Genomic DNA, 19,037 nt, shown 5'->3' with positions numbered 1-19,037 from the left:
TTTATGGAGTCACCACCAGTCGCGTATTTTTACCATCTTCATCATCTACTAGGACATGTCCATCTGTCTTATATGGCTTTAACACAAATGTTGTTTTTGTTCCTGTAACACCAGGAATACATGCTAATTTAGATGCAACAAAGTGCGCGACTTCCTGCATAGTACGACCCTTCACAATGCACATAAAATCATAATCACCTGATAATAAATACATTGTTTCAATTTCTTCATACTTATAAATATGTGACGCAATACGATCATAACCATATTCTCTTTCAGGAATAGCATTAATCTCAATCATCGCAGTCACAAGTTCAGTATTTGTCTTGTCCCAGTTGACAATAGTATGGTAACCACAAATAATCTTCTCTTTTTCTAGTCTATTTAATCTTTCTACAATGCTGTCTTTAGATTCTGCTAGCGCAGCGGCTAGGTCAGAAACCTTATATCTTGCATTTTTCTGTAATAATTGAATTAAAAGACCATCACTCATAGATAAAAGTTCCTTATTATCCAACCTTTTGTCCTCCTTTGACTATTGTACAATCATTTTATAATAATGAAACTCATTAGTAAATAGAGAATAATTGTGATAAAATATTTTCATGTGGAGGTGTCCTATGAAAACGTTTTATGTTGCAAGTTACGGTAAAGGTAACGATAAAGGAATCTATATCGTTTCTTTTAATGAAGAAACATTAGAATTAAAGAAAATACAACAGATTTTAACTCAAGATTTTCCATCATATCTGATTGCGAAAAATAAAGAACTTTATGTATCTTATAAGAATGCAAAATCTAATAATGAAGGTGGAGGATTAGGAAGTTTTAGTATTCATAAGAATGAATTGATTCTTAATAATAACTATTCTTCTTCTGGTAGAAGTTATACACATTTATGTATCTCTGATGATAATAAGTATATCTTTGCAGCTAATTATCATGTTGGTGCAACAGCTGCCTATAAACTAGAAAATTATCGTATTGATCATAAGATTGGTGCTGTGAGACATACTGGTATGGGGCCTGATTTATTAAAGAGACAGACTGCACCTCATGTACATAATGTTGGTTTTACACCTGACAGACGTTTCTTATATGCTGTAGATTTAGGGGCTGATAAGATTGTAATGTACAATTATAAAGATGGTGTTCTTAAAGAGAATACAGATTATACAGTAAATGTTGTACCTGGTTCTGGTCCTAGACATTTGATTTTCTCACAGGATGGGCGTTATGGTTATCTCATTAATGAGATTGCAAATAAGATCATGGTCTTTAAATATAATGAGGGTCGTATGAGTTTAGTTCAGGCCATTCATTGTGTTCCACGTCATTTTAAGGGATTTAATGCAGCTGCCGCAATTCATCTCACAAAGAGTGGAGAACATCTACTTATTTCTAATAGAGGTCATAATTCTATTGCCTTATATAGAGTCAATAAAGAGAATGGTAAGATTTCTTTACTTTATATGGTACATACTGGTAAAGAACCTAGAGACTTTAATATTATTGACGATAAGTATGTTATTGTAGGTGCACAGGAAGATAATAAGCTTCAGGTACTTACTTTTGATGAAGAGAATGAAAAGCTATTGATGACAGATTCTGAATTAGAGATTCCAGCACCCGTATGCGTATGTGTTGAAGATTGAGCTTAGCTCAATCTTTTTTATTATATCATTAAGTAATTTAAAGTTTCTTTGAGAATAAATATATAGGAGGTACCCTATGGAAGAATTAATGAAAAATTTATATTTATTCTTAACAGAAGCAGAAAGAGGTGATGTATTAAGAATACATGTGACTGAAACAGATGAATGTTATGAATTTAGTTATGATGAAGTTATGGATATTGTGTTCCATAATAGAATTCCAGAAAGATTTAAAAAAGAAGTAGGTCCTAATAATTAGGATCTACTTCTTTACTTTTAGAGTAATGATGACTTCGTCATCTGTTTCATCGATGTTTTCTTCTACATCAGTTCCTGCATCAGTGACCATCTTTACTGCCTGATTGATTGTATTGATTGCGATTTTAACACTTCTAGAAAATTTACGTACACGTGGTTTTTCTTTTTTAGGTGTTAATAGTTTCGCAATTCTTTTTTCTGTTTCATCGACAGTTAAATTCTGTTCAAGAATCTCCTTCAACATATTATTTTGTTGTGCTGTATCTTCTAGTTTTAATAAAGCACGGGCATGTCTTTCAGAGATTTCTTTTTTCTTAACTGATTCCTGTACTGTCATAGGAAGCTTTAAGAGTCTAAGTTTATTAGCTACTGTAGACTGTTTCTTACCTACTTTTTCAGCGAGCTGGGCTTGAGTTAAACCCTGTGTATCTAGAATCTGCTGGTAAGCTAAGGCTTCTTCTATTGCTGAAAGATTTTCTCTTTGAATATTTTCTACTAATGCGGCATTGGCTGTCTGATTGTCATCAAGTTCCTGAATGATACATGGCACTTCTGTAATACCTGCTAGTTTGCAGGCACGGTATCTTCTTTCCCCTACAACAATCTGATATTTACCTTCATATTCTCTGACTACGATAGGCTGTAAGAGACCATTCTGCATAATAGATTCAGCGAGTTCCTGGATCTTCTCATCTTCAAAATGAGTTCTTGGCTGTTCCTTATTCGCAACAATATCATTGATGTCTAAGAAACAATAAGCATCTTTAATAACGTTCTTTTTCTTTCTATAAAGGCTTCTTCTTAATTTGTCCATAGTTTCTTGGGTACTTTGCAGGTGTTGATTTCACTTTCTTGATCACGATGTTATGACGATGATCATTCTGATCACTTAAAGTAAAAGTAAAATCATCCATCACTTCTCCTCCAAGTACCTTTATGCCTCCCTTCGCATCTTTTAATTCTTCAGGGGCTTTGAGTCCTTTTAATGAAAGGAAGTAACCATCTTTCTTCACTAATGGGAGACAAAGTTCATCTAAGATATTTAATCTTGCAACTGCACGTGCCATGACAATATCAAATGATTCACGATGATCTTTACAGAAATCTTCAGCACGTGATGCAACTGCTTGAATATGATCTAATTCTAATTCTTTAAATAAGTGATTCAAGAATGTGATTCTCTTATTCAAAGAATCTACAATAGTGACATTTAATTCTGGATAAACGATTTTAAGTGGAACTGAAGGGAATCCAGCACCTGCACCTACATCACAGATTGTTTGATTAGAGAATGGGAAATCAAACGCAATTGTAAGAGAATCATAGAAGTGTTTTAAATAAACACCTTCTCTATCTGTAATAGCGGTTAAATTCATCTTTTCATTCCATTCTACGAGTATTTCATAATACTTTTCAAACTGTTCAATCTGTTTCTCTGAAAGCACAATGCCTTTTTCTTCTAAGCTCACAATAAATTCTTGTTGTGTCATATTAATCTCCGTATTGTGTTTTTAAGTGAATAAGTAAAACAGAAATATCTGCAGGATTAATACCAGAAATACGTGTTGCCTGACCAATAGTTACAGGTCTGACCTTCTTTAGTTTCTGTCTTGCTTCTAATGATAAGTTTAATACATCATCATAGTCTAAGTCTGCAGGAATCTGCTTTTCTTCCATATTCTTTACTTTTTCTACTTGTCTTAATGTTTTTTCAATATATCCCTTATATTTAATAAGAATAGTGACTCTTCTCATTTCTTCTTCAGTTAAGTCAACATGTTCAATATAAGGTAATAAGTCTTCATAGACTAATTCTGGTCTTTGAAGAATAGAACGGGCAGTTACACCTTCTTTTAAACGTGTTGAGCCCTTCTCTTCTAAGAGGTCATTGATTTCACTCTTAGGTGAGAAATGAATGGTATCTAGACGTTCTATTTCAGCATGAATACGATTCATTTTATCTAGATAAAGTGAGTAGACTTCATCATTTACAAGACCTGCATCATGGCCATATTTTCTTAATCTTTCATCCGCATTATCATGTCTTAATAATAATCTATATTCAGCACGACTTGTTAACATACGATATGGTTCTTTAGTACCTTTAGTCACTAAGTCATCAATCAATACACCAATATAGGCTTCATCACGTTTCAAGATTAAAGGTTTATTACCCTTTACCTTCTTAGACGCATTAATACCGGCAATAAGACCCTGACCTGCTGCTTCTTCATAACCTGAAGTACCATTGATCTGACCTGCAGTAAAGAGATTCTTTAAAACCTTTGTTTCTAGACTAGGCCACAACTGTAATGGATCAATCGCATCATATTCAATCGCATATGCATATTTTAAAATAGTACAGTTTTCAAGTCCTGGTAATGAATGTACCATCTTTTCCTGAATATCATGAGGCATTGATGTAGAGAATCCCTGTACATAGATTGTATTCATTTCCTTAGATTCTGGTTCTAGGAAGATCTGATGTCTTTCCTTATCCGCAAACTTAACAACCTTATCCTCAATAGATGGACAATAACGTGGTCCAATACCTTTAATAAGTCCTGAGAACATCGCACATTTATCTAGATTATCTCTAATAAGTTTATGTGTTTCTGCCGTTGTATATGTTAAGTAACATACAGTCTGATCTTCTACTGGTGTGAAATGTGTTGTTTCATATGAGAATGAAAGTTTCGCATCTGTACCCGGCTGTACTGTTGTTTTTGAATAATCAATAGAATTAATTTCTACACGAGGTGGTGTACCTGTCTTTAATCTTTGGATTCTAAATCCATAATCCTTTAACTTACTTGATAAATATAAGCTTTCCTTCTGTTTATCTGGTCCACTAGGAGTCTTAGAATGACCGACAAGGACTTCAGCCTTTAAATAAGTTCCTGTAGTAAGAATTGTAGTATGAGATTCATAGCATGTACCATCTGCAAGGATAACACCCTTACACTCATCACCTTCTACAATCAAATCCTCTACCATTGCTTCTACAATATCAAGATTTTCTTGTTCCTTTAATACTTTCTGCATATAGCGTGGATAAGCTTTCTTATCTGCCTGTGCACGAAGAGACTGAACACCTGGTCCTTTTGCAGTATTCAACATCTTCATCTGAAGGTAAGTCGCATCTGTAGTTTTACCCATCTGTCCCCCAAGTGCATCTATTTCTCTTACAATAATGCCCTTTGCAGGTCCTCCAATGGATGTATTACAAGGCATGCTTCCTGCATTAGAGAAGTTGCTTGTAATAAGTAATGTTTTATTTCCTGTTCTTGCACCAGCAAGACATGCCTCAATACCTGCATGGCCAGCACCTACAACTATAATATCGTACACTATAAACGACCTTCCTTTCTTATTTAATACGTGTCTATATTAACATATCAATTCGCGTTTGTCATTATACCACAAATGCATTATTATGGTGTAAAATTCAATCAAAAATGTTGGTGGTATGATATAATGAAAACGGTGATGAACGATGAAAGAAAGAGATATTTTAAAGATCTATAATAATTATTGTATCATTGGGATGAGTCCTGATCCCAAGAAGTATAGCTATCAATTATATCAGTGCTTAAAGAATGCAGGTAAGCATGTCTATGGTATATCTCCTAAGTATGACACAATAGACAATGATAAGATGTATACATCTCTGATAGATATAGAGTATCCTGTAGATGTTGTTGTTTTTGTCGTCAATAAAACAATTGGTATGACTTATATCAGAGAGATGAGAGAGCTTGGTATTAAGTATGCCTGGATGCAGCCAGGAACTTATGATGAAGATTTACTTCATGCTTTTCATGATCAGGGAATAGAAACAATAGAAAATTGTGTATTACAAGTCATGAATGGTTAAATCAAATATAGATTCATGTAATGGGAAGGTGATATCGACTTGGATATCATCTTTTTTAGTATCCTTTAAATCTACTGTACCTAATGTTTCTTTTCTATCTGATATCACTTGATAACCAAAATCATATTGTTGGGATAAAGAGAAACCAATAGAACTCATAATCACAGGATCACCGTGTAATTGAATCATCTGCTCTGTCTGTAGTCTAAAGAAATTCTGATAAGGAATCTGGTCAATGCCCGTTTCTAATGCCTGTTCAACAGCCATAAAGAAATAAGAAGAGAACTTCCCATAAGGGAATCCTACAACATAAGGTGTGCCATACTTCTCTTTTAATAATTCAGCAATCTTTAACCCTTTGACTGATACTACAATATTTACATCTGCATAACCGGCCATATCAAGTGATGTATCATGATATAAGAATGTTGTAAGGACATTGTATTTCTGCTCAGTAAAATAATCCTTTAATATTTCATAGACTTCTTCATCAAATAAATCAGGTGTTAAGCCTAATAGATTAATAGAAGTCACAGGCATTTGTAAGTTATATTGAATATCCGGTAATTGATCTACTAATGTGCATAATTCTTCTTCTGTATAATTCATATATGTACCTCATTTTTTCTTCATTATATCATAGTTTTTAGTTTGCACGAGCTAACTATTTGGCTATAATATAGTTAGGTAAGACTAACATAGGAGGAGATGTTATGATTTTTTTAGAGATTAAGGGGTTAAAAAAGTCTTTTGGATAAGGAGAAAGCCATATTGATGTATTAAAGGGGATTAATATGACTATTAATAAAGGAGAATTCTGTGTATTGCTTGGTCCTTCTGGTTCTGGTAAATCTACACTACTTAATATTATTGGGGGTATTGATAGTTTAGATGAGGGAGAACTTATTATTAATAAACATCATTTAAAGACAATGAAAGAGAAGAAATTAAGTCAATATAGACGTGATCATTTAGGTTATATATTCCAGATGTATAATTTAATTCCTAACTTAACAGTGAGAGAGAATATCAAAGTAGGTGCTTATTTAAGTAAGAAGCCTTTGGATATTGATGATTTATTACATACACTTGGTTTATATGAGCATCAAAATAAATTACCTAATCAATTATCTGGTGGACAACAACAGCGTACTGCAATTGGACGTGCAGTCATAAAGAATCTAGATATACTTCTTTGTGATGAACCGACTGGCGCACTCGATTATCGTACTTCACAGGATATATTACAGTTAATCTGTGATATTAATGAAAGATTTGGAAATACAATCATCATGGTGACACATAATGAATCTATTAAGTATATTGCGAATCATATCTTTGTATTACATGATGGAAGAATTAAAGAAGACTATATCAATACAGATCGTAAACGAGTCAATGAGGTAGATTGGTAATATGAAGAATCCATTAAATAAACGTTTCATACGTGAATTAAAAGAAGACTGGAGTAAGTATCTTGTCATCTTCTTATTGATGACAGGTATGATTGGTCTTGTATCGGGTTTTATTGTGGCAGATGAGAGTATGATCAAAGCTGATAATGAAAGTTTTGAGAAGTATACAATTGAAGATGGTCACTTTAATGTAGATAAGAAACTAAATAATCAGTCTTTGATCAATATTTCTAAAGCCGGTGTACATCTCTATGATCATTCTTATGTAGAAGAAACATTGATCAATGGAAATAAATTACGTATCTTTGCGACACCTCAAAGCGTAAATAAAGTATGTGTCATGAAAGGAAGACTTCCTCAAAATGATAAAGAAATTGCGATAGATCGCATGTATGCCGTCAATAACAAGTTATCTATCGGGGATACTATTAAGAGTCAGAATCATTCATTAAAGATCTGTGGTTTAGTGGCTTTACCAGATTATTCCGCATTATTTGAGAATAACAGCGATACGATGTTTGATGCCATCAAGTTTGGTGTGGCTGTTGTACAACCTTCTTTATTTAATCAATGGGATACAGCACATATGACCTATAACTATTCATGGCTTTATGCAAATAAGACAAAGAATGAAGAAAAGAAATCTGAATCATTCTTAAAGTTATTAAATAAAGAAGTACATCTAGAAGAATATATTCCTCAATATGAGAATCAGACCATTCATTTTACTGGTGATGATATGGGTAGTGATGGCGTGATGGTCAGACTTCTCTTATATATCATGATTGTGATTATTGCATTTGTATTTGCGGTCACTATGACCAATACAATCCAGAAAGAAGCCAATGTGATTGGGACATTACTTGCATCTGGTTATACAAAGAAAGAATTGATCAGTCACTATATGACACTTCCTATTATTGTGACACTTATGAGTGCCTTAATAGGTAATATTCTAGGCTATACCTATTTTAGAACGACTATGGCGAATTTATATTATCCCAGTTATAGTTTAACGACTTATCAAACAGTATGGAGTGCAAGTGCTTTTATTCAGACAACAGTTGTACCTGTTATACTCATGTTTATTATTAATCTCTTTATATTAAATAGACAGTTGTCTCTATCTCCTCTTAAATTCTTAAGAAGAGATAGAGACATAAACAGTCACATGTCATGCCTTTGTCCACACGTATTCCTTTTATTACACGTTTTAGAACACGTATTATTCTTCAGAATAAAGCCCATTATCTTGTCATGTTTATTGGATTAATGTTTGCGAATATGATCTTATTATTTGGACTTGCGATGCCAGATATTATTAATTCCTATGGAACCAATATTAAACAGAATATGTTTGCGGATTATCAATATATTCTTAAAGTACCAGCAAGCTTGCAGTCTAGTGAAAAGAGCTTTTCTAATATGATAGAAGCTTATACTTTCACAAAGGGAATAGAAACAGAAGAAAAGACATCTGAGAAGTTTAGTGCTTTTAGCTTAAAGATAGAAGACAATACTTTGGATACGGTGACTGTATATGGAGTAAAAAAGAACAGTTGTTATGTTTCTATTAGTGATGGTGTTTATGTATCAAGTGCTTATGCAGATAAATATCATATCCATAAGGGCGATGTACTTCACTTAAGGACAGAGTATACAGATAAGAAGTATACATTAAAGGTCAGTGGTGAATATAACTATCCAGGTGCGATTGCGATATTCATGAATCAGAAAAAAATGAATCAGTTATTTGATTTAGATGATGATTATTTTTCTGGTTATTTCTCAAAGAATCCTATTACTGATATCAATGAAAAGTATATAGGCACAACTATTGATTATGATTCATTAAGTAAAGTATCTCGACAATTGAATGTATCAATGGGCGGTATGGCTTATTTACTTTATGGAATGGCTGTCATCATGTTTATTGTGCTTATTTATCTTCTTACAAAAACAATTATAGAAAAGAATGCACAGTCTATTTCTATGACTAAGATTCTTGGTTATACCAATCATGAAGTAAGTTCTATTTATATTGTATCGACATCTATTATTGTATCTTTGTTTATTCTTCTCACTGTGCCACTCGATTATGTGATATTAAAGCCTATATTTGAGGCAATGATGAAAGAAGAGATGGCAGGATGGATGCCTCTAACTGTAAGTAACCTTACTTTCTTAAAGACAATTGTTATTGGTTTTATAAGTTATTTTATAGTGATGTTGATTGAGTATAAGAAGATTAAGAAGATTCCAATGCAGGATGCATTGAAGAATGTGGAATAGGAGGTACTTGCATGAATAAGAAGTTAATAGCGATACTATGTTGTATCATGCTTACAGGATGTACAACAGAGACAAAAACTAATAAAACAAAGACTATTAAAGAAGAAACACCTGTTGTCTTAACCACAAAAGGACATGATGTAAAGGAAGCCGTGAATAAGAGTGAAACAATTACTGTAAAGACAAAAGCATCTGGTGAAATAAAAAGTACTAAATCCGAAGTAACTATTCCTTCTATAAATGAAGGTGATCTTATTCAAGATACAACTATATTAAAGGATATCAGTAATAAGGGTGATGAAAATATCACCTTGAATGATCATCAATTATTGATAGAGAATAATAAGAATAGTATTCAGTATGAAGGTACTTTAGATGCAGCACTTCCTGTTGGTGTAGATGTGACTTATTATTTGGATGGACAGAAAGTGACAGATATCAAAGGTAAAACAGGGACATTAAAGGCTGTATTTAAATATAAGAATAGTACTGAGACTCCTTTCGTAGCAACTACTATTATGCTTCTTCCTCAAGAAACAGTGAGTGATATTGAAGTGAAGAATGGGAAGAGTATGTTGATGGATGATTATCAAGCCATTATTGGATTAGTTTTCCTGGTTATGAACCATTTAAGGATTCTATGGAAGTGACTATGAAGATCAAGAACTTCCAATGTGACTATATGAGTACCGTATTTACTAATGGTATCTTTAAAGATTTAGACTTAAGTGAACTCACAAAGACAACGAATCAATTAAATCAATCAGCCCAGAAGTTAGTAGAAGGTTCAGCACAATTACTCGCAGGATGTACAACGTATGGACAATACCTTCATACATATATGTCCAATGTGTCTAAAGTGAGTGATGGAGCCAATGCATTATTAAAGGGTTCTAAACAATATGATGCGTCTACACAGGCACTGATTAAAAACTTAATATCTTCTATGAAGGATCCTACAGAACTGATTCAATCTAAAATAAATAAGATTGATCTCACTGATGAACAGCATGCTGCAGTAAACAGAGCGATCAGTGAAGGTGTTCAGGAAAGCTTAATACAAAATAAGAAGAGTTTAGAACAACTCTCAGAGTTACTCTCTCAAAGTCCTGTATCAAAACAATTAGAGACATTATCTTCTAGCTTATCAGAGTTGAGTCAGGCTGGGAATGAACTGTCTCAACAATACCAGACACTTGTAACTGGATCAAAAAGCTTATCTGAAGGAATGAGTCTATTTGATCAGGAAGGTATTCAAAAGATCACTGATATGACTACAATTAAGAAGTTAAAAGAAAAAGACCAGTATAGTGGTCTATCAGGAAACAATATCACAAATACAAAATTCATCTTTGAGATGGCTATCTAGAACCTTGCATTCGCAAGGTTCTTTTCATTTCTATCACCGTTAATTTAGTTTGTATGATATATATTTTTCATTTTTCAGGCGTTACTGTATTTAAGGATTGAGAGTATGTTAAAATATGGACATGGAGGTGATATTCATGGATGATTTCTTAAGTGATATTTATACAATACTCTTTGCGAAATGGATTCTATTGCAGGAAGTGCCTGACTTTGAAACAAAAGTGAATGAAGACTATACAGAGATTCATTTCTATAATAAGCATGCCGATATTGAAATTGTCTTTAATCCATTGAATATCATAGAGTTTAAAGCAACCAATACACAATCTGGTGAGACTGAATATTATCTACATTTCCAGATGAAAACATTGAATTATGCAATGAAGTTATTTAGAGAACTCACTCATTATATGAAGCATATTGGTGATACACCTACTGTTAAGATATTGTTGTGCTGTAGTGGTGGTTTAACAACTAGCTATTTTGCGATGAAGATGAATGAAGCCTCTAAATTAATGAGTCTTCCTTATGTAACAGAAGCAAGTGGTTATAATAATTTATACTATGTAGCACAGGATTATGATGTAGTTCTCTTAGCACCACAGATTTCTTATTTACATGCTAAAGCATGTGATATTCTTAAAGATAAAATTGTCTTGAATGTACCACCTGAAGTATTTGCGAAATATGATGTAAAAGCCATCTTTACACTTGTGAAAGAATCATTAGAGATTAAAAAGAACCAATCTGATCAGAAGATTCCTTTACCTGTTATGTTGGATGTAGAAATTAAACATAAGACATTGGCTCTCTCTATTTTCCGTAATAAACAATCCATTCATGTTGCTTATCGTGTATATGATAAGAATCAAGAAATACTATTAGATAACGAAGTAATCAAACCTGTAGTTAATCTTCAAGATGTTTGTGACATTATAGATATTGCCCGTCTTCATTATCCACGTATTCGTTATATTGGTATTGCGACTCCAGGTATTATTGATGATGGTTATGTGTCTTCTACAAGTTTAGTCGGATGGGAAACACCAGAGAGATTAGAAGACGTCCTCACTGAACGTTATCATTTGCCTGTATGTATATGTAATGATGTCAATGCAGCAGCTGTAGGTTATTATTCTTCACAGGATCAAGTAAGTTCACTGGCTTTCTTATTCCAGCCTGTACATGCAATAAGTGGTGCAGGTATTATTGTGGATAACTGCCTACTACATGGTATGCATAACTTGGTAGGAGAAGTACAATTTCTTCCTTTAGATTTAACAGAAGATAAAATGACACTCAGTATGTCTCCTGAAGGATGTATTGAGGTTGTCGCCCGTTATTTAGTATCTATTATCAGTTTATTAAGTCCTGAGGAACTTGTATTCTATTGTGACTTTATTCCTCATGTACTCCCATTATATGAAGAAATGGCTACTCTTATACCAAAAAAATATATTCCGCCTATTGCCAAAGTAGATAACATGCAGGAATATATTCTTCTTGGGACTATGATATTAAGTACAACACAGAACTATGAGAGTTCTATATAGTGTTCAATACGATAGTCTATATTCTTTTCATAATCTTTATTAAAATAGCATGCATATAAACAGTCTAATAAGAATTGTAATGAAGCTCTTGAAGAAAAAGAGGCAATCTTTTCTTCTGAATCTTCATACGATGCAAAATAGAGATGATAATCAACGAGTTTAGATAATTCACTCTCTTTAGTAGAAGAAATAAGAACAGTTGTCACCTGGTTCTTATTCATCACACGGATGAAGTCTTCTACATGAGGTGTTCTATCAGCATAGGAGATCACGATTGCGAGGTCTCCTTTTTTTAATGTTTCAGCAACCTTTGTTTGATAGAAAATCTGTTTTTCTACTATGACATCCTTACCTATTTCTAACATGTTCTGTCTAAAACACTCAGCCATGAAGAAATTACCTATAGAAGGAAATAATGCGATAACATTTGCATCATACATCTTCTAGACAATTTTACCAAATTCATCTAGATTCACTAGGTTTAATGTAGAGTGAAGTGTCTGGTCATAGAGATTCAACATTTTAGTCATAATTTCATGGTTCGTATTATTGATCCTGAAAGGATAGTTATAGTCCACTGAAATAAGTTCTTTCTGGTATCTTTCACGATCAAAGTGAATATGGGATTTAAATGCCTGTAAACCTGAAAGTTCTAGTTTGTCAATAATTCGATAAATAGTAGAAACAGACACATAGCTATTCTTAGAAATATCTGATGCAGACATATTCATAATATCTTCTGAATGTTCTATAACATAGTCTATAAGTATTTTTTCACTTTCTGTAAGGGATAATTGTTCGAGCTTATCATAAATGTTCATAAAAAGCCTCCTGATAGACTATATTATACTCTATTTTAATTACTATTTCTTTAACTGGAATACTTTAAGTGCATTCTCTGTTGTCTGTTTTGCGACTTCTTCGTAGCTTAATCCTTTTAGTTCAGCAATCTTCTGTGCAACAAAATAGACATTACCTGGTTCATTCTGTTTTCCTCTATAAGGTGCTGGTGTGAGATAAGGGTCATCTGTTTCTACAAGTAGATAGTTTAAATCTACGCCTTCAGCGACTCTTTTAGGAACCTTCGCATTCTTAAAAGTAACAGGACCTGCCAAAGAAATATAATAACCAATCTTAATGAATCTTAAAGCCATCTCATAACTTCCACTATAACAATGCATAATACCCTTTACACCTGACTTAGAAAGAATATCCAATGTATCTTCATAAGCATCTCTGGCATGAATAGTAACAGGTAAAGATAATCTCTTGGCTATTTCTAACTGTTTCTTAAAACAGTCAATCTGTTTTTCTTTAGATGCTTCATCCCAATAGTAATCTAATCCTATTTCACCCACAGCAACAACCTTAGGATCTTTTGCAAGTGATTCTATTGCCTCTAAATCCTCATCTGTTGTCTCTTTACAATCATTAGGACTAATACCTACTGCAGCATAAATAAAGTCATACTCATGCGCTATCTGTACTGCAAGACGTGAAGACTCTAAATCATAACCTACAACAGTAAAGTACTTCACACCTCTATCTATTGCATTCTGAATATATAAATCACGATTTTCAAATAATTGTTCACTATTTAAATGTGTATGTGTATTAAATAACATTTTTCTTATTACCTCGCTTTTAAACAAGTATACATAAAAAAAACAGGGGAATAAACCCCCTATTAGTAAAGGGCTGTCAGTAATGAACAGCCCATCTTGCATCATTTACTGTCCTACTTATAGTTATTTCAGAAGTCAAACTATCAAGTTTAAAATATATTTAATATTGATTTTTCCCATAAAATATTCTGTTTATCAAAGAATTGTTTTAATTTTTCGAGATCACTTGATTCCACATTTTTTCTTTCAAAAAATGTTGTATATCCAGCTTTACTTATAATTAATATAATTTCTTTTGTTTCTATAACTTGTTTAATATCCTTATACATGATTTTACTCTTATTTTGAGTAGATTGTTCAACTGAAATAATTCCATCATTATCAAATATTAAATCGATACTTACCTGATCTGATCCATATTTTTCTTTTTGAAGTTTTATGAATCTTTTCAACATAACTTCTGATTGAACAAAAGGTAATATACACACAATAACTAATACTAGAGAAGATTTAATAAAATCAAACATATCACCATTAAATACGCTAATCAATGCGGCTAATAATCCTAAGACTGCTCCGCATAGAACAAATAATTTGTATATAAAATGAAAAAAGAAGAATCTTACTTTTTTAAATTTGAATAATTTATTATGTTATTTTTAACAGTTAATAGTTCGATTCTATCTAACCTCACAAACCAAGAATATTTACAACTATAGATATTCTAACATAATAAATAATAATTATATATTATCAATTAAATCTTGTTGCTTTGTTCAACAAAAAAGCTACCAGTTTATTATATTCTTTGGTAGCTTCCCATGTACTCTTATTCTATTAGTAAAAAGAAAAAGTATTACTATCTTCCAGTCACTCGCTATCAAATAAAAATAGATTGATCATTTAGAATTCTTTCATATTACAAAGTATATTATTCTTTTCGAAGATATTCCTTATTTCCTCATATTGATCTTTTGTAGCGTTCTTCTTTTCAAAATAAATAGGTGCATCTTCTTTAACTTGAATCACAATAAGTGTTCCTGAATCTATTACTTCTTTTATACTTTTATATTCCGTTAAATAATGTTTTGTTTCTTCTACTACATCTATGCCGTTATCTAAAAACACTAAATCAAAAGAGGTTTCTTCTTTATTAAATAATTCCTTGTGAATATCTATTAATTTTCTAGCAAAATAATTGATCAGTATTTTAACAATGATAATTGCTAACGGTACAATAAATATTGTCCATAGCTTAAATCGATTCCTAAAAATGCTTATTAATATCAATACAATATAATATAATGAAACCAGTTTGAAAATTAATACAAAACTCGATGGGAAAAAATATTGGCCATTCTTCTTTAATATCTCATAATTTAGCTTATTATTTTTTATTGTAATTTCCATACTTATCCCTCTCATATGTATTACATTATAGCATATCATATTTTAATACAGAAATATTAATTGCTTGCAGAAACGAAAATTTTTCTTTTTAACAAATAGGCAATTATAGCAAGCAAGCATACAGTAGTTCCATTTGCTAATGATAACATTAAAGTAGCAGTTTCACCTGGATCTACTTCTAATGCTCTTTCCCAATTGATTTCGTATTTTGGCTGCTTCCCACCATCTGAAATACTAGGCATAATTTTAAAATTAATTTCAGTTGTCATTTCATAATCTACTGTATCTATATCAGGAAGAATATCTTTTGTTGTGAAGATAATTGTATATACAGGCAAATTATCTTTTACTCCAATCTTCATACCTATTTTCCCAGCCTTCATAGAGATTGCCACTTCCCTTAGGCCATCTACTGTTCCATTTAGTATTCTTACGATGTCTTTTTCCTGAATCTCCAAGCCAGCAGTTAAATTCTTAATTTGATTATCGCATGTTGTAGTTAACAATCCTGTATTATCCATTTCAATATAAATAGGTTTTTTACCAAGCTCATTATCAGGTGTAAAAGTATGGGAACTTTTATAAGATACAAAAATTGTACATCCATCTGTAGGAATTGCAGCAACTGTGGACTCTTTCTCGTATACAATGTTTGACTTCACAACTTTATTTAAATATCCTAATTTTTCTAGAATATTACAAACGAATTGATCTTTTTGTTCTTCTATCATCTGATCTGAGTTTTTCTCTGCCAGTTCATCCGGTGACATATAATCCACTTTATCAAATGTTGTAATACCCTTATCACTACCCGAATAGCCTACCTTATCTAAATCAAATGAAGGACTTGAAGGGAATTGCCCACCTGTTCTCTCATTAAATTCAAAGAACTGATCAAATGCCCAGTTCTTCGGAATACGATAACCTAAATTGCAACTGTATCCGCTTGACATATCAGCTACAAATGAATATTCCGCTAAGCCTTCTTTACTGATATAAGAACAGATATATCTTGGTGCATAAATTCCTACCTTATACTTTTTATTATTTGTTTCACTCTTAAATACATAATTCAGTTTCTCGAAGTATGGGACAATAAATGATTTCATCTGATAATCATAGCAGTCAAAGTCTACTGCAAAATAGATGGTTGTTCCTTTAGGAACACCGATTCTCTTAGCTGCTGTAATTGCTGTATGTGCATCTACAATGCCCTGTCTAAGATTCTGAAAATACTGTACTTTATATCCTCCATCCTGATAGATAGGGAATACTCTTAATCCAGCACTTTCAATGTTTTTGATTTCTTCAAATGTGATGAACTTTCTCTTTCCATTTGCTGTTCCTGTCAGATATCTACCTACCACCTGATATCCCGCATTCTTAATATCTAGTGCCTGCTGCTTATTTAATACTGTTGAGCAGTCACATGCCTTTGCTTTTCTTCCTGTATCACCTTTACTTGTTAAAAGTGATTTCATTGTTGCACAGTTTACTTCTCCAGATGTCACTAGTCCAATTCCAGTTAATGCATAGAACTCCTGGAATGCTTCAACCTTAGACTTAGTGCTACTGTCAAAGTTACCATCAAATCTTCCAGCATCATATCCATTCAAGTACAAGCCGTATTGAACAAGCTTATTATACTTTACATAACTTCCATTCTTTCCCTGTTTTAATACACCAGGAAATTTTGCCACTGTCTGATCACCAAAATTTCTTTTGTCAATACTGCCAATAAAGCTTGTATAAATACCTTCAGCAGCCTGTAGTGCTGCAATTAATGCATAAGAAGTAAATCTTGAGACAATACCATCACATGGACCTACACCAATGATATCAGACCAGTCTGCATTCAACTGCTGCTGGATTTTTACAATCATCTTGTCTCCATCATTTGTCTTTTTAAACCAGTTGATTGATACTAGTCCCATCCAAACTTTCCAGTCAATGATGCCTGTTACTGGAAGTCCTGCATCACTCTGGTACTGCTTTACAGCATTCACTCCAGTCGTATAATAAACTCCTGTAATTCCTCCAGCATTATACCCCTTTACAAACAATGCGCACTGCAGAATGCATACATTTGGATTTCCTGGATCATTAGCATTCATTTTTGAAATATCACTTAAAGATCTCATTTTATTTAAAGTGATATTTCCTACTGTTCCTGTTACTGGAGAGATTCCATTTTCAATCTGAAAGGCTCTGATAATCCCCTTACATGTACCTGTACCAGTCATACCGTCCTCATCCAGCTTTACCCATTCGGAACGATGACCATACATACTGTTTAAATATTTCTGTGCCTTTCTAACATTTTCATCTGCCATTATTACTATCCTCCTATTTTGATAACTACTTTACGTAGAATTCATACCGGTATTCTTTCTACATTTTTATCATACATTCATTCAGAAGCACCATTGTGCCTTTCGCATCTCATTAATATAAACTTTCTAATGAAATTGCTCCTGTTACTTTACCGTTTACCCCAATTACTACTCTATCACCTTTGATTTGAATTACTTCATATTGATTTTTAAATACACAATTTGCGATTGACTGACCATCATACCACTTTGAACCAGCCTTAACACGCACACTATCTCCAACGTTTAAATTACTAGCTTTGTTTTTTACCTTATAAAAAGTATTAATCAGACCATGATCATAACTACAGTCCAAAAACTTTGAATCTATTCCTTTTATATTTCTTAAAACACCTTTTCTGGCATTCGAAGTGAACTGATGCAATAATACATTTCCAAAAGGATTGTATTGAATCTTATTGTCCCAATTATTATACCCATTGTTAAGCCCATAATTAGCAATCCATAACGTCCATGCAGAAAAGCCATTATTTGTAAGCTTGTTTTTAAACCAGTCCTGATTGGCATATATTCCAGCAGAATAACCTGCTCCTTCAATAACATCACAAAATGCTTTAGCAATCTTATAATACATGTCATTACTCAAACTGCCCTGATAATCAGAATACTCAATATCATAATAAATAACACATACCTGATATTTACTGCATGCCTGCAAAGCTAAATATGCTTCTCTTTTAGCTTCATATTCGTTTCTAGCATAGCAAAAATGATAAGCAAATAATGGAATGCCTAACTCATTTGCTTGTTTCGCATTATTGTTCCACTGCTTGTCAATATTTCTAGAACTCCATCCATAAGAGCATCTAGCTACAACACCAGAAATAGATTCCTTTGCTTTGCTTAAATCTACTTTCCCGTTATGATATGAAATATCTATAATATAATTACTCATTGTTTTCTACCATGCTTTCTATGTTTTGAGAAGCTACTTCTAAACCTTTAACAAGAATCTGTGGCACATCAAATCCAGCTTCTACAAGATTTTCTAAAATACTACGATACTCATTAATGATTAACGAAATTAAAACATACCAGCCTAAAAACGTTAAGATAGTGTCAAGAATCTTGTGTAAATTCTTATTTCCTGTAAATTAAGTTTTCAGTAGATAAGGTTAGTTGTTATCTATTAATTTGGAAACCATTGATCACGACCAACTAAACCAAAACCTTTGTGAATTCTATTCATAA

Annotated in this window: 21 protein-coding genes and 1 pseudogene; 9 read left to right on the top strand and 13 right to left on the bottom strand. The window is 32.6% G+C overall.

Going from position 1 to position 19,037, the window contains the following annotated elements; all coding sequences use genetic code 11:
* Window position 1 precedes the first annotated feature (1 nt).
* A complete protein-coding gene (locus EAI80_RS02215) occupies window positions 2–493 on the bottom strand; it encodes an Lrp/AsnC family transcriptional regulator (protein ID WP_006506908.1) in 492 nt (163 codons plus the stop codon).
* Between the two features lie 127 nt (window positions 494–620).
* Between EAI80_RS02215 and EAI80_RS02210 the strand changes: the two genes are divergently transcribed.
* Together EAI80_RS02210 and EAI80_RS02205 are read left to right on the top strand one after the other, a co-directional pair.
* Window positions 621–1,655, top strand: coding sequence for a lactonase family protein (locus EAI80_RS02210; protein ID WP_129980789.1), 1,035 nt, complete (start codon window positions 621–623; stop codon window positions 1,653–1,655).
* A gap of 76 nt (window positions 1,656–1,731) precedes the next feature.
* Window positions 1,732–1,914 carry a hypothetical protein gene (locus tag EAI80_RS02205; RefSeq protein ID WP_129980788.1) on the top strand — a complete coding sequence of 61 codons (183 nt, stop codon included), beginning with the start codon at window positions 1,732–1,734 and terminating at the stop codon, window positions 1,912–1,914.
* 3 nt (window positions 1,915–1,917) lie between these two features.
* Here the strand turns inward: EAI80_RS02205 and noc are convergent, their stop codons facing one another.
* From noc to mnmG, 3 genes are read right to left on the bottom strand one after another with little or no spacing between them, the layout of a single operon-like run.
* Window positions 1,918–2,727, bottom strand: coding sequence for a nucleoid occlusion protein (noc, locus tag EAI80_RS02200; protein WP_129980787.1), 810 nt, complete (start codon window positions 2,725–2,727; stop codon window positions 1,918–1,920).
* Window positions 2,699–3,403 (bottom strand): 16S rRNA (guanine(527)-N(7))-methyltransferase RsmG, encoded by a 705-nt coding sequence (gene rsmG / locus EAI80_RS02195; protein ID WP_006505089.1) that lies wholly within the window; start codon window positions 3,401–3,403, stop codon window positions 2,699–2,701. The genes noc and rsmG overlap by 29 nt, the downstream gene beginning before the upstream one ends.
* Window position 3,404: 1 nt before the next feature.
* Window positions 3,405–5,264 (bottom strand): tRNA uridine-5-carboxymethylaminomethyl(34) synthesis enzyme MnmG, encoded by a 1,860-nt coding sequence (mnmG, locus tag EAI80_RS02190; RefSeq protein WP_129980786.1) that lies wholly within the window; start codon window positions 5,262–5,264, stop codon window positions 3,405–3,407.
* 145 nt (window positions 5,265–5,409) lie between these two features.
* On the opposite strand from mnmG, the gene EAI80_RS02185 reads away from it, so the two are divergent.
* On the top strand, window positions 5,410–5,790 hold the full coding sequence (locus EAI80_RS02185) for a CoA-binding protein (RefSeq protein WP_129980785.1): 381 nt from the start codon (window positions 5,410–5,412) through the stop codon (window positions 5,788–5,790).
* Here the strand turns inward: EAI80_RS02185 and EAI80_RS02180 are convergent.
* Window positions 5,770–6,399 (bottom strand): hypothetical protein, encoded by a 630-nt coding sequence (locus EAI80_RS02180; protein ID WP_022424909.1) that lies wholly within the window; start codon window positions 6,397–6,399, stop codon window positions 5,770–5,772. The two genes, EAI80_RS02185 and EAI80_RS02180, sit on opposite strands and share 21 nt — an antisense overlap.
* 161 nt (window positions 6,400–6,560) lie before the next feature.
* Here EAI80_RS02180 and EAI80_RS02175 point away from each other — a divergent pair, with 161 nt between their 5' ends.
* The 6 genes from EAI80_RS02175 to EAI80_RS02155 all read left to right on the top strand — a co-directional run bounded on the left by EAI80_RS02175 (window position 6,561) and on the right by EAI80_RS02155 (window position 12,418).
* Window positions 6,561–7,205 (top strand): ABC transporter ATP-binding protein, encoded by a 645-nt coding sequence (locus EAI80_RS02175; RefSeq protein WP_330041966.1) that lies wholly within the window; start codon window positions 6,561–6,563, stop codon window positions 7,203–7,205.
* 1 nt (window position 7,206) lies between these two features.
* The gene (locus tag EAI80_RS13735) at window positions 7,207–8,478 is read left to right on the top strand and encodes an ABC transporter permease (protein ID WP_238634352.1); all 1,272 of its coding nucleotides are present in this window, start codon (window positions 7,207–7,209) and stop codon (window positions 8,476–8,478) included.
* Window positions 8,382–9,497: an FtsX-like permease family protein gene (locus tag EAI80_RS13730; RefSeq protein ID WP_238634350.1), complete on the top strand. Its 1,116-nt coding sequence runs from the start codon at window positions 8,382–8,384 to the stop codon at window positions 9,495–9,497. Before EAI80_RS13735 ends, EAI80_RS13730 begins: the two co-directional genes overlap by 97 nt.
* A gap of 11 nt (window positions 9,498–9,508) precedes the next feature.
* Window positions 9,509–10,147 (top strand): hypothetical protein, encoded by a 639-nt coding sequence (locus EAI80_RS02165; RefSeq protein ID WP_129980784.1) that lies wholly within the window; start codon window positions 9,509–9,511, stop codon window positions 10,145–10,147.
* Window positions 10,148–10,149: 2 nt separating this feature from the next.
* Window positions 10,150–10,866 (top strand): hypothetical protein, encoded by a 717-nt coding sequence (locus EAI80_RS02160; protein ID WP_129980783.1) that lies wholly within the window; start codon window positions 10,150–10,152, stop codon window positions 10,864–10,866.
* Between the two features lie 136 nt (window positions 10,867–11,002).
* The gene (locus EAI80_RS02155) at window positions 11,003–12,418 is read left to right on the top strand and encodes an ROK family protein (RefSeq protein ID WP_161220267.1); all 1,416 of its coding nucleotides are present in this window, start codon (window positions 11,003–11,005) and stop codon (window positions 12,416–12,418) included.
* Here EAI80_RS02155 and EAI80_RS02150 read toward each other — a convergent pair.
* The 8 genes and pseudogenes from EAI80_RS02150 to EAI80_RS02115 form a co-directional block, all read right to left on the bottom strand.
* Window positions 12,400–12,807, bottom strand: coding sequence for an SIS domain-containing protein (locus tag EAI80_RS02150; RefSeq protein ID WP_161220266.1), 408 nt, complete (start codon window positions 12,805–12,807; stop codon window positions 12,400–12,402). The genes EAI80_RS02155 and EAI80_RS02150 overlap by 19 nt on opposite strands.
* Window positions 12,808–12,861: 54 nt before the next feature.
* The gene (locus EAI80_RS02145; RefSeq protein ID WP_129980780.1) at window positions 12,862–13,239 is read right to left on the bottom strand and encodes a MurR/RpiR family transcriptional regulator; all 378 of its coding nucleotides are present in this window, start codon (window positions 13,237–13,239) and stop codon (window positions 12,862–12,864) included.
* A gap of 42 nt (window positions 13,240–13,281) precedes the next feature.
* Window positions 13,282–14,043: a TatD family hydrolase gene (locus EAI80_RS02140; RefSeq protein WP_129980779.1), complete on the bottom strand. Its 762-nt coding sequence runs from the start codon at window positions 14,041–14,043 to the stop codon at window positions 13,282–13,284.
* Between the two features lie 149 nt (window positions 14,044–14,192).
* Window positions 14,193–14,570, bottom strand: coding sequence for a YcxB family protein (locus EAI80_RS02135; protein WP_129980778.1), 378 nt, complete (start codon window positions 14,568–14,570; stop codon window positions 14,193–14,195).
* 376 nt (window positions 14,571–14,946) lie between these two features.
* Complete coding sequence (locus tag EAI80_RS02130; protein ID WP_129980777.1) at window positions 14,947–15,453, bottom strand: hypothetical protein; 507 nt, start codon at window positions 15,451–15,453, stop codon at window positions 14,947–14,949.
* A gap of 56 nt (window positions 15,454–15,509) precedes the next feature.
* Window positions 15,510–17,786, bottom strand: coding sequence for a glycoside hydrolase domain-containing protein (locus EAI80_RS02125; protein ID WP_129980776.1), 2,277 nt, complete (start codon window positions 17,784–17,786; stop codon window positions 15,510–15,512).
* Between the two features lie 112 nt (window positions 17,787–17,898).
* Entirely contained in the window at window positions 17,899–18,741 is an 843-nt protein-coding gene (locus tag EAI80_RS02120; RefSeq protein WP_129980775.1) for a GH25 family lysozyme, read from the bottom strand.
* A pseudogene (locus EAI80_RS02115) lies at window positions 18,734–18,901 on the bottom strand (phage holin family protein); the annotation flags it as partial. The gene EAI80_RS02120 and the pseudogene EAI80_RS02115, both read right to left, overlap by 8 nt.
* Between the last annotated feature and the right edge of the window lie 136 nt (window positions 18,902–19,037).

This window comes from Catenibacterium sp. co_0103 (assembly GCF_004168205.1).
Classification (GTDB): Bacteria; Bacillota_I; Bacilli_A; order Erysipelotrichales; family Coprobacillaceae; genus Catenibacterium; species Catenibacterium mitsuoka_A.
The sequence above is the reverse complement of the archived record's forward strand: the minus strand, read 5'-3'. Positions and strand labels throughout refer to the sequence as shown.

What these genes read in the sequence shown, in the direction of transcription:
- EAI80_RS02150 (WP_161220266.1), bottom strand. Translation starts at nt 12,807, where the DNA reads ATGGCTGAGTGTTTTAGACAGAACATGTTAGAAATAGGTAAGGATGTC.
- EAI80_RS13730 (WP_238634350.1), top strand. Translation starts at nt 8,382, where the DNA reads ATGCCTTTGTCCACACGTATTCCTTTTATTACACGTTTTAGAACACGT.
- EAI80_RS13735 (WP_238634352.1), top strand. Translation starts at nt 7,207, where the DNA reads ATGAAGAATCCATTAAATAAACGTTTCATACGTGAATTAAAAGAAGAC.
- EAI80_RS02210 (WP_129980789.1), top strand. Translation starts at nt 621, where the DNA reads ATGAAAACGTTTTATGTTGCAAGTTACGGTAAAGGTAACGATAAAGGA.
- EAI80_RS02155 (WP_161220267.1), top strand. Translation starts at nt 11,003, where the DNA reads ATGGATGATTTCTTAAGTGATATTTATACAATACTCTTTGCGAAATGG.
- EAI80_RS02215 (WP_006506908.1), bottom strand. Translation starts at nt 493, where the DNA reads ATGAGTGATGGTCTTTTAATTCAATTATTACAGAAAAATGCAAGATAT.
- EAI80_RS02165 (WP_129980784.1), top strand. Translation starts at nt 9,509, where the DNA reads ATGAATAAGAAGTTAATAGCGATACTATGTTGTATCATGCTTACAGGA.
- EAI80_RS02135 (WP_129980778.1), bottom strand. Translation starts at nt 14,570, where the DNA reads ATGTTTGATTTTATTAAATCTTCTCTAGTATTAGTTATTGTGTGTATA.
- EAI80_RS02125 (WP_129980776.1), bottom strand. Translation starts at nt 17,786, where the DNA reads ATGGCAGATGAAAATGTTAGAAAGGCACAGAAATATTTAAACAGTATG.
- EAI80_RS02205 (WP_129980788.1), top strand. Translation starts at nt 1,732, where the DNA reads ATGGAAGAATTAATGAAAAATTTATATTTATTCTTAACAGAAGCAGAA.
- noc (WP_129980787.1), bottom strand. Translation starts at nt 2,727, where the DNA reads ATGGACAAATTAAGAAGAAGCCTTTATAGAAAGAAAAAGAACGTTATT.
- EAI80_RS02145 (WP_129980780.1), bottom strand. Translation starts at nt 13,239, where the DNA reads ATGAACATTTATGATAAGCTCGAACAATTATCCCTTACAGAAAGTGAA.
- rsmG (WP_006505089.1), bottom strand. Translation starts at nt 3,403, where the DNA reads ATGACACAACAAGAATTTATTGTGAGCTTAGAAGAAAAAGGCATTGTG.
- EAI80_RS02120 (WP_129980775.1), bottom strand. Translation starts at nt 18,741, where the DNA reads ATGAGTAATTATATTATAGATATTTCATATCATAACGGGAAAGTAGAT.
- EAI80_RS02130 (WP_129980777.1), bottom strand. Translation starts at nt 15,453, where the DNA reads ATGGAAATTACAATAAAAAATAATAAGCTAAATTATGAGATATTAAAG.
- EAI80_RS02140 (WP_129980779.1), bottom strand. Translation starts at nt 14,043, where the DNA reads ATGTTATTTAATACACATACACATTTAAATAGTGAACAATTATTTGAA.
- EAI80_RS02185 (WP_129980785.1), top strand. Translation starts at nt 5,410, where the DNA reads ATGAAAGAAAGAGATATTTTAAAGATCTATAATAATTATTGTATCATT.
- EAI80_RS02180 (WP_022424909.1), bottom strand. Translation starts at nt 6,399, where the DNA reads ATGAATTATACAGAAGAAGAATTATGCACATTAGTAGATCAATTACCG.
- EAI80_RS02160 (WP_129980783.1), top strand. Translation starts at nt 10,150, where the DNA reads ATGAAGATCAAGAACTTCCAATGTGACTATATGAGTACCGTATTTACT.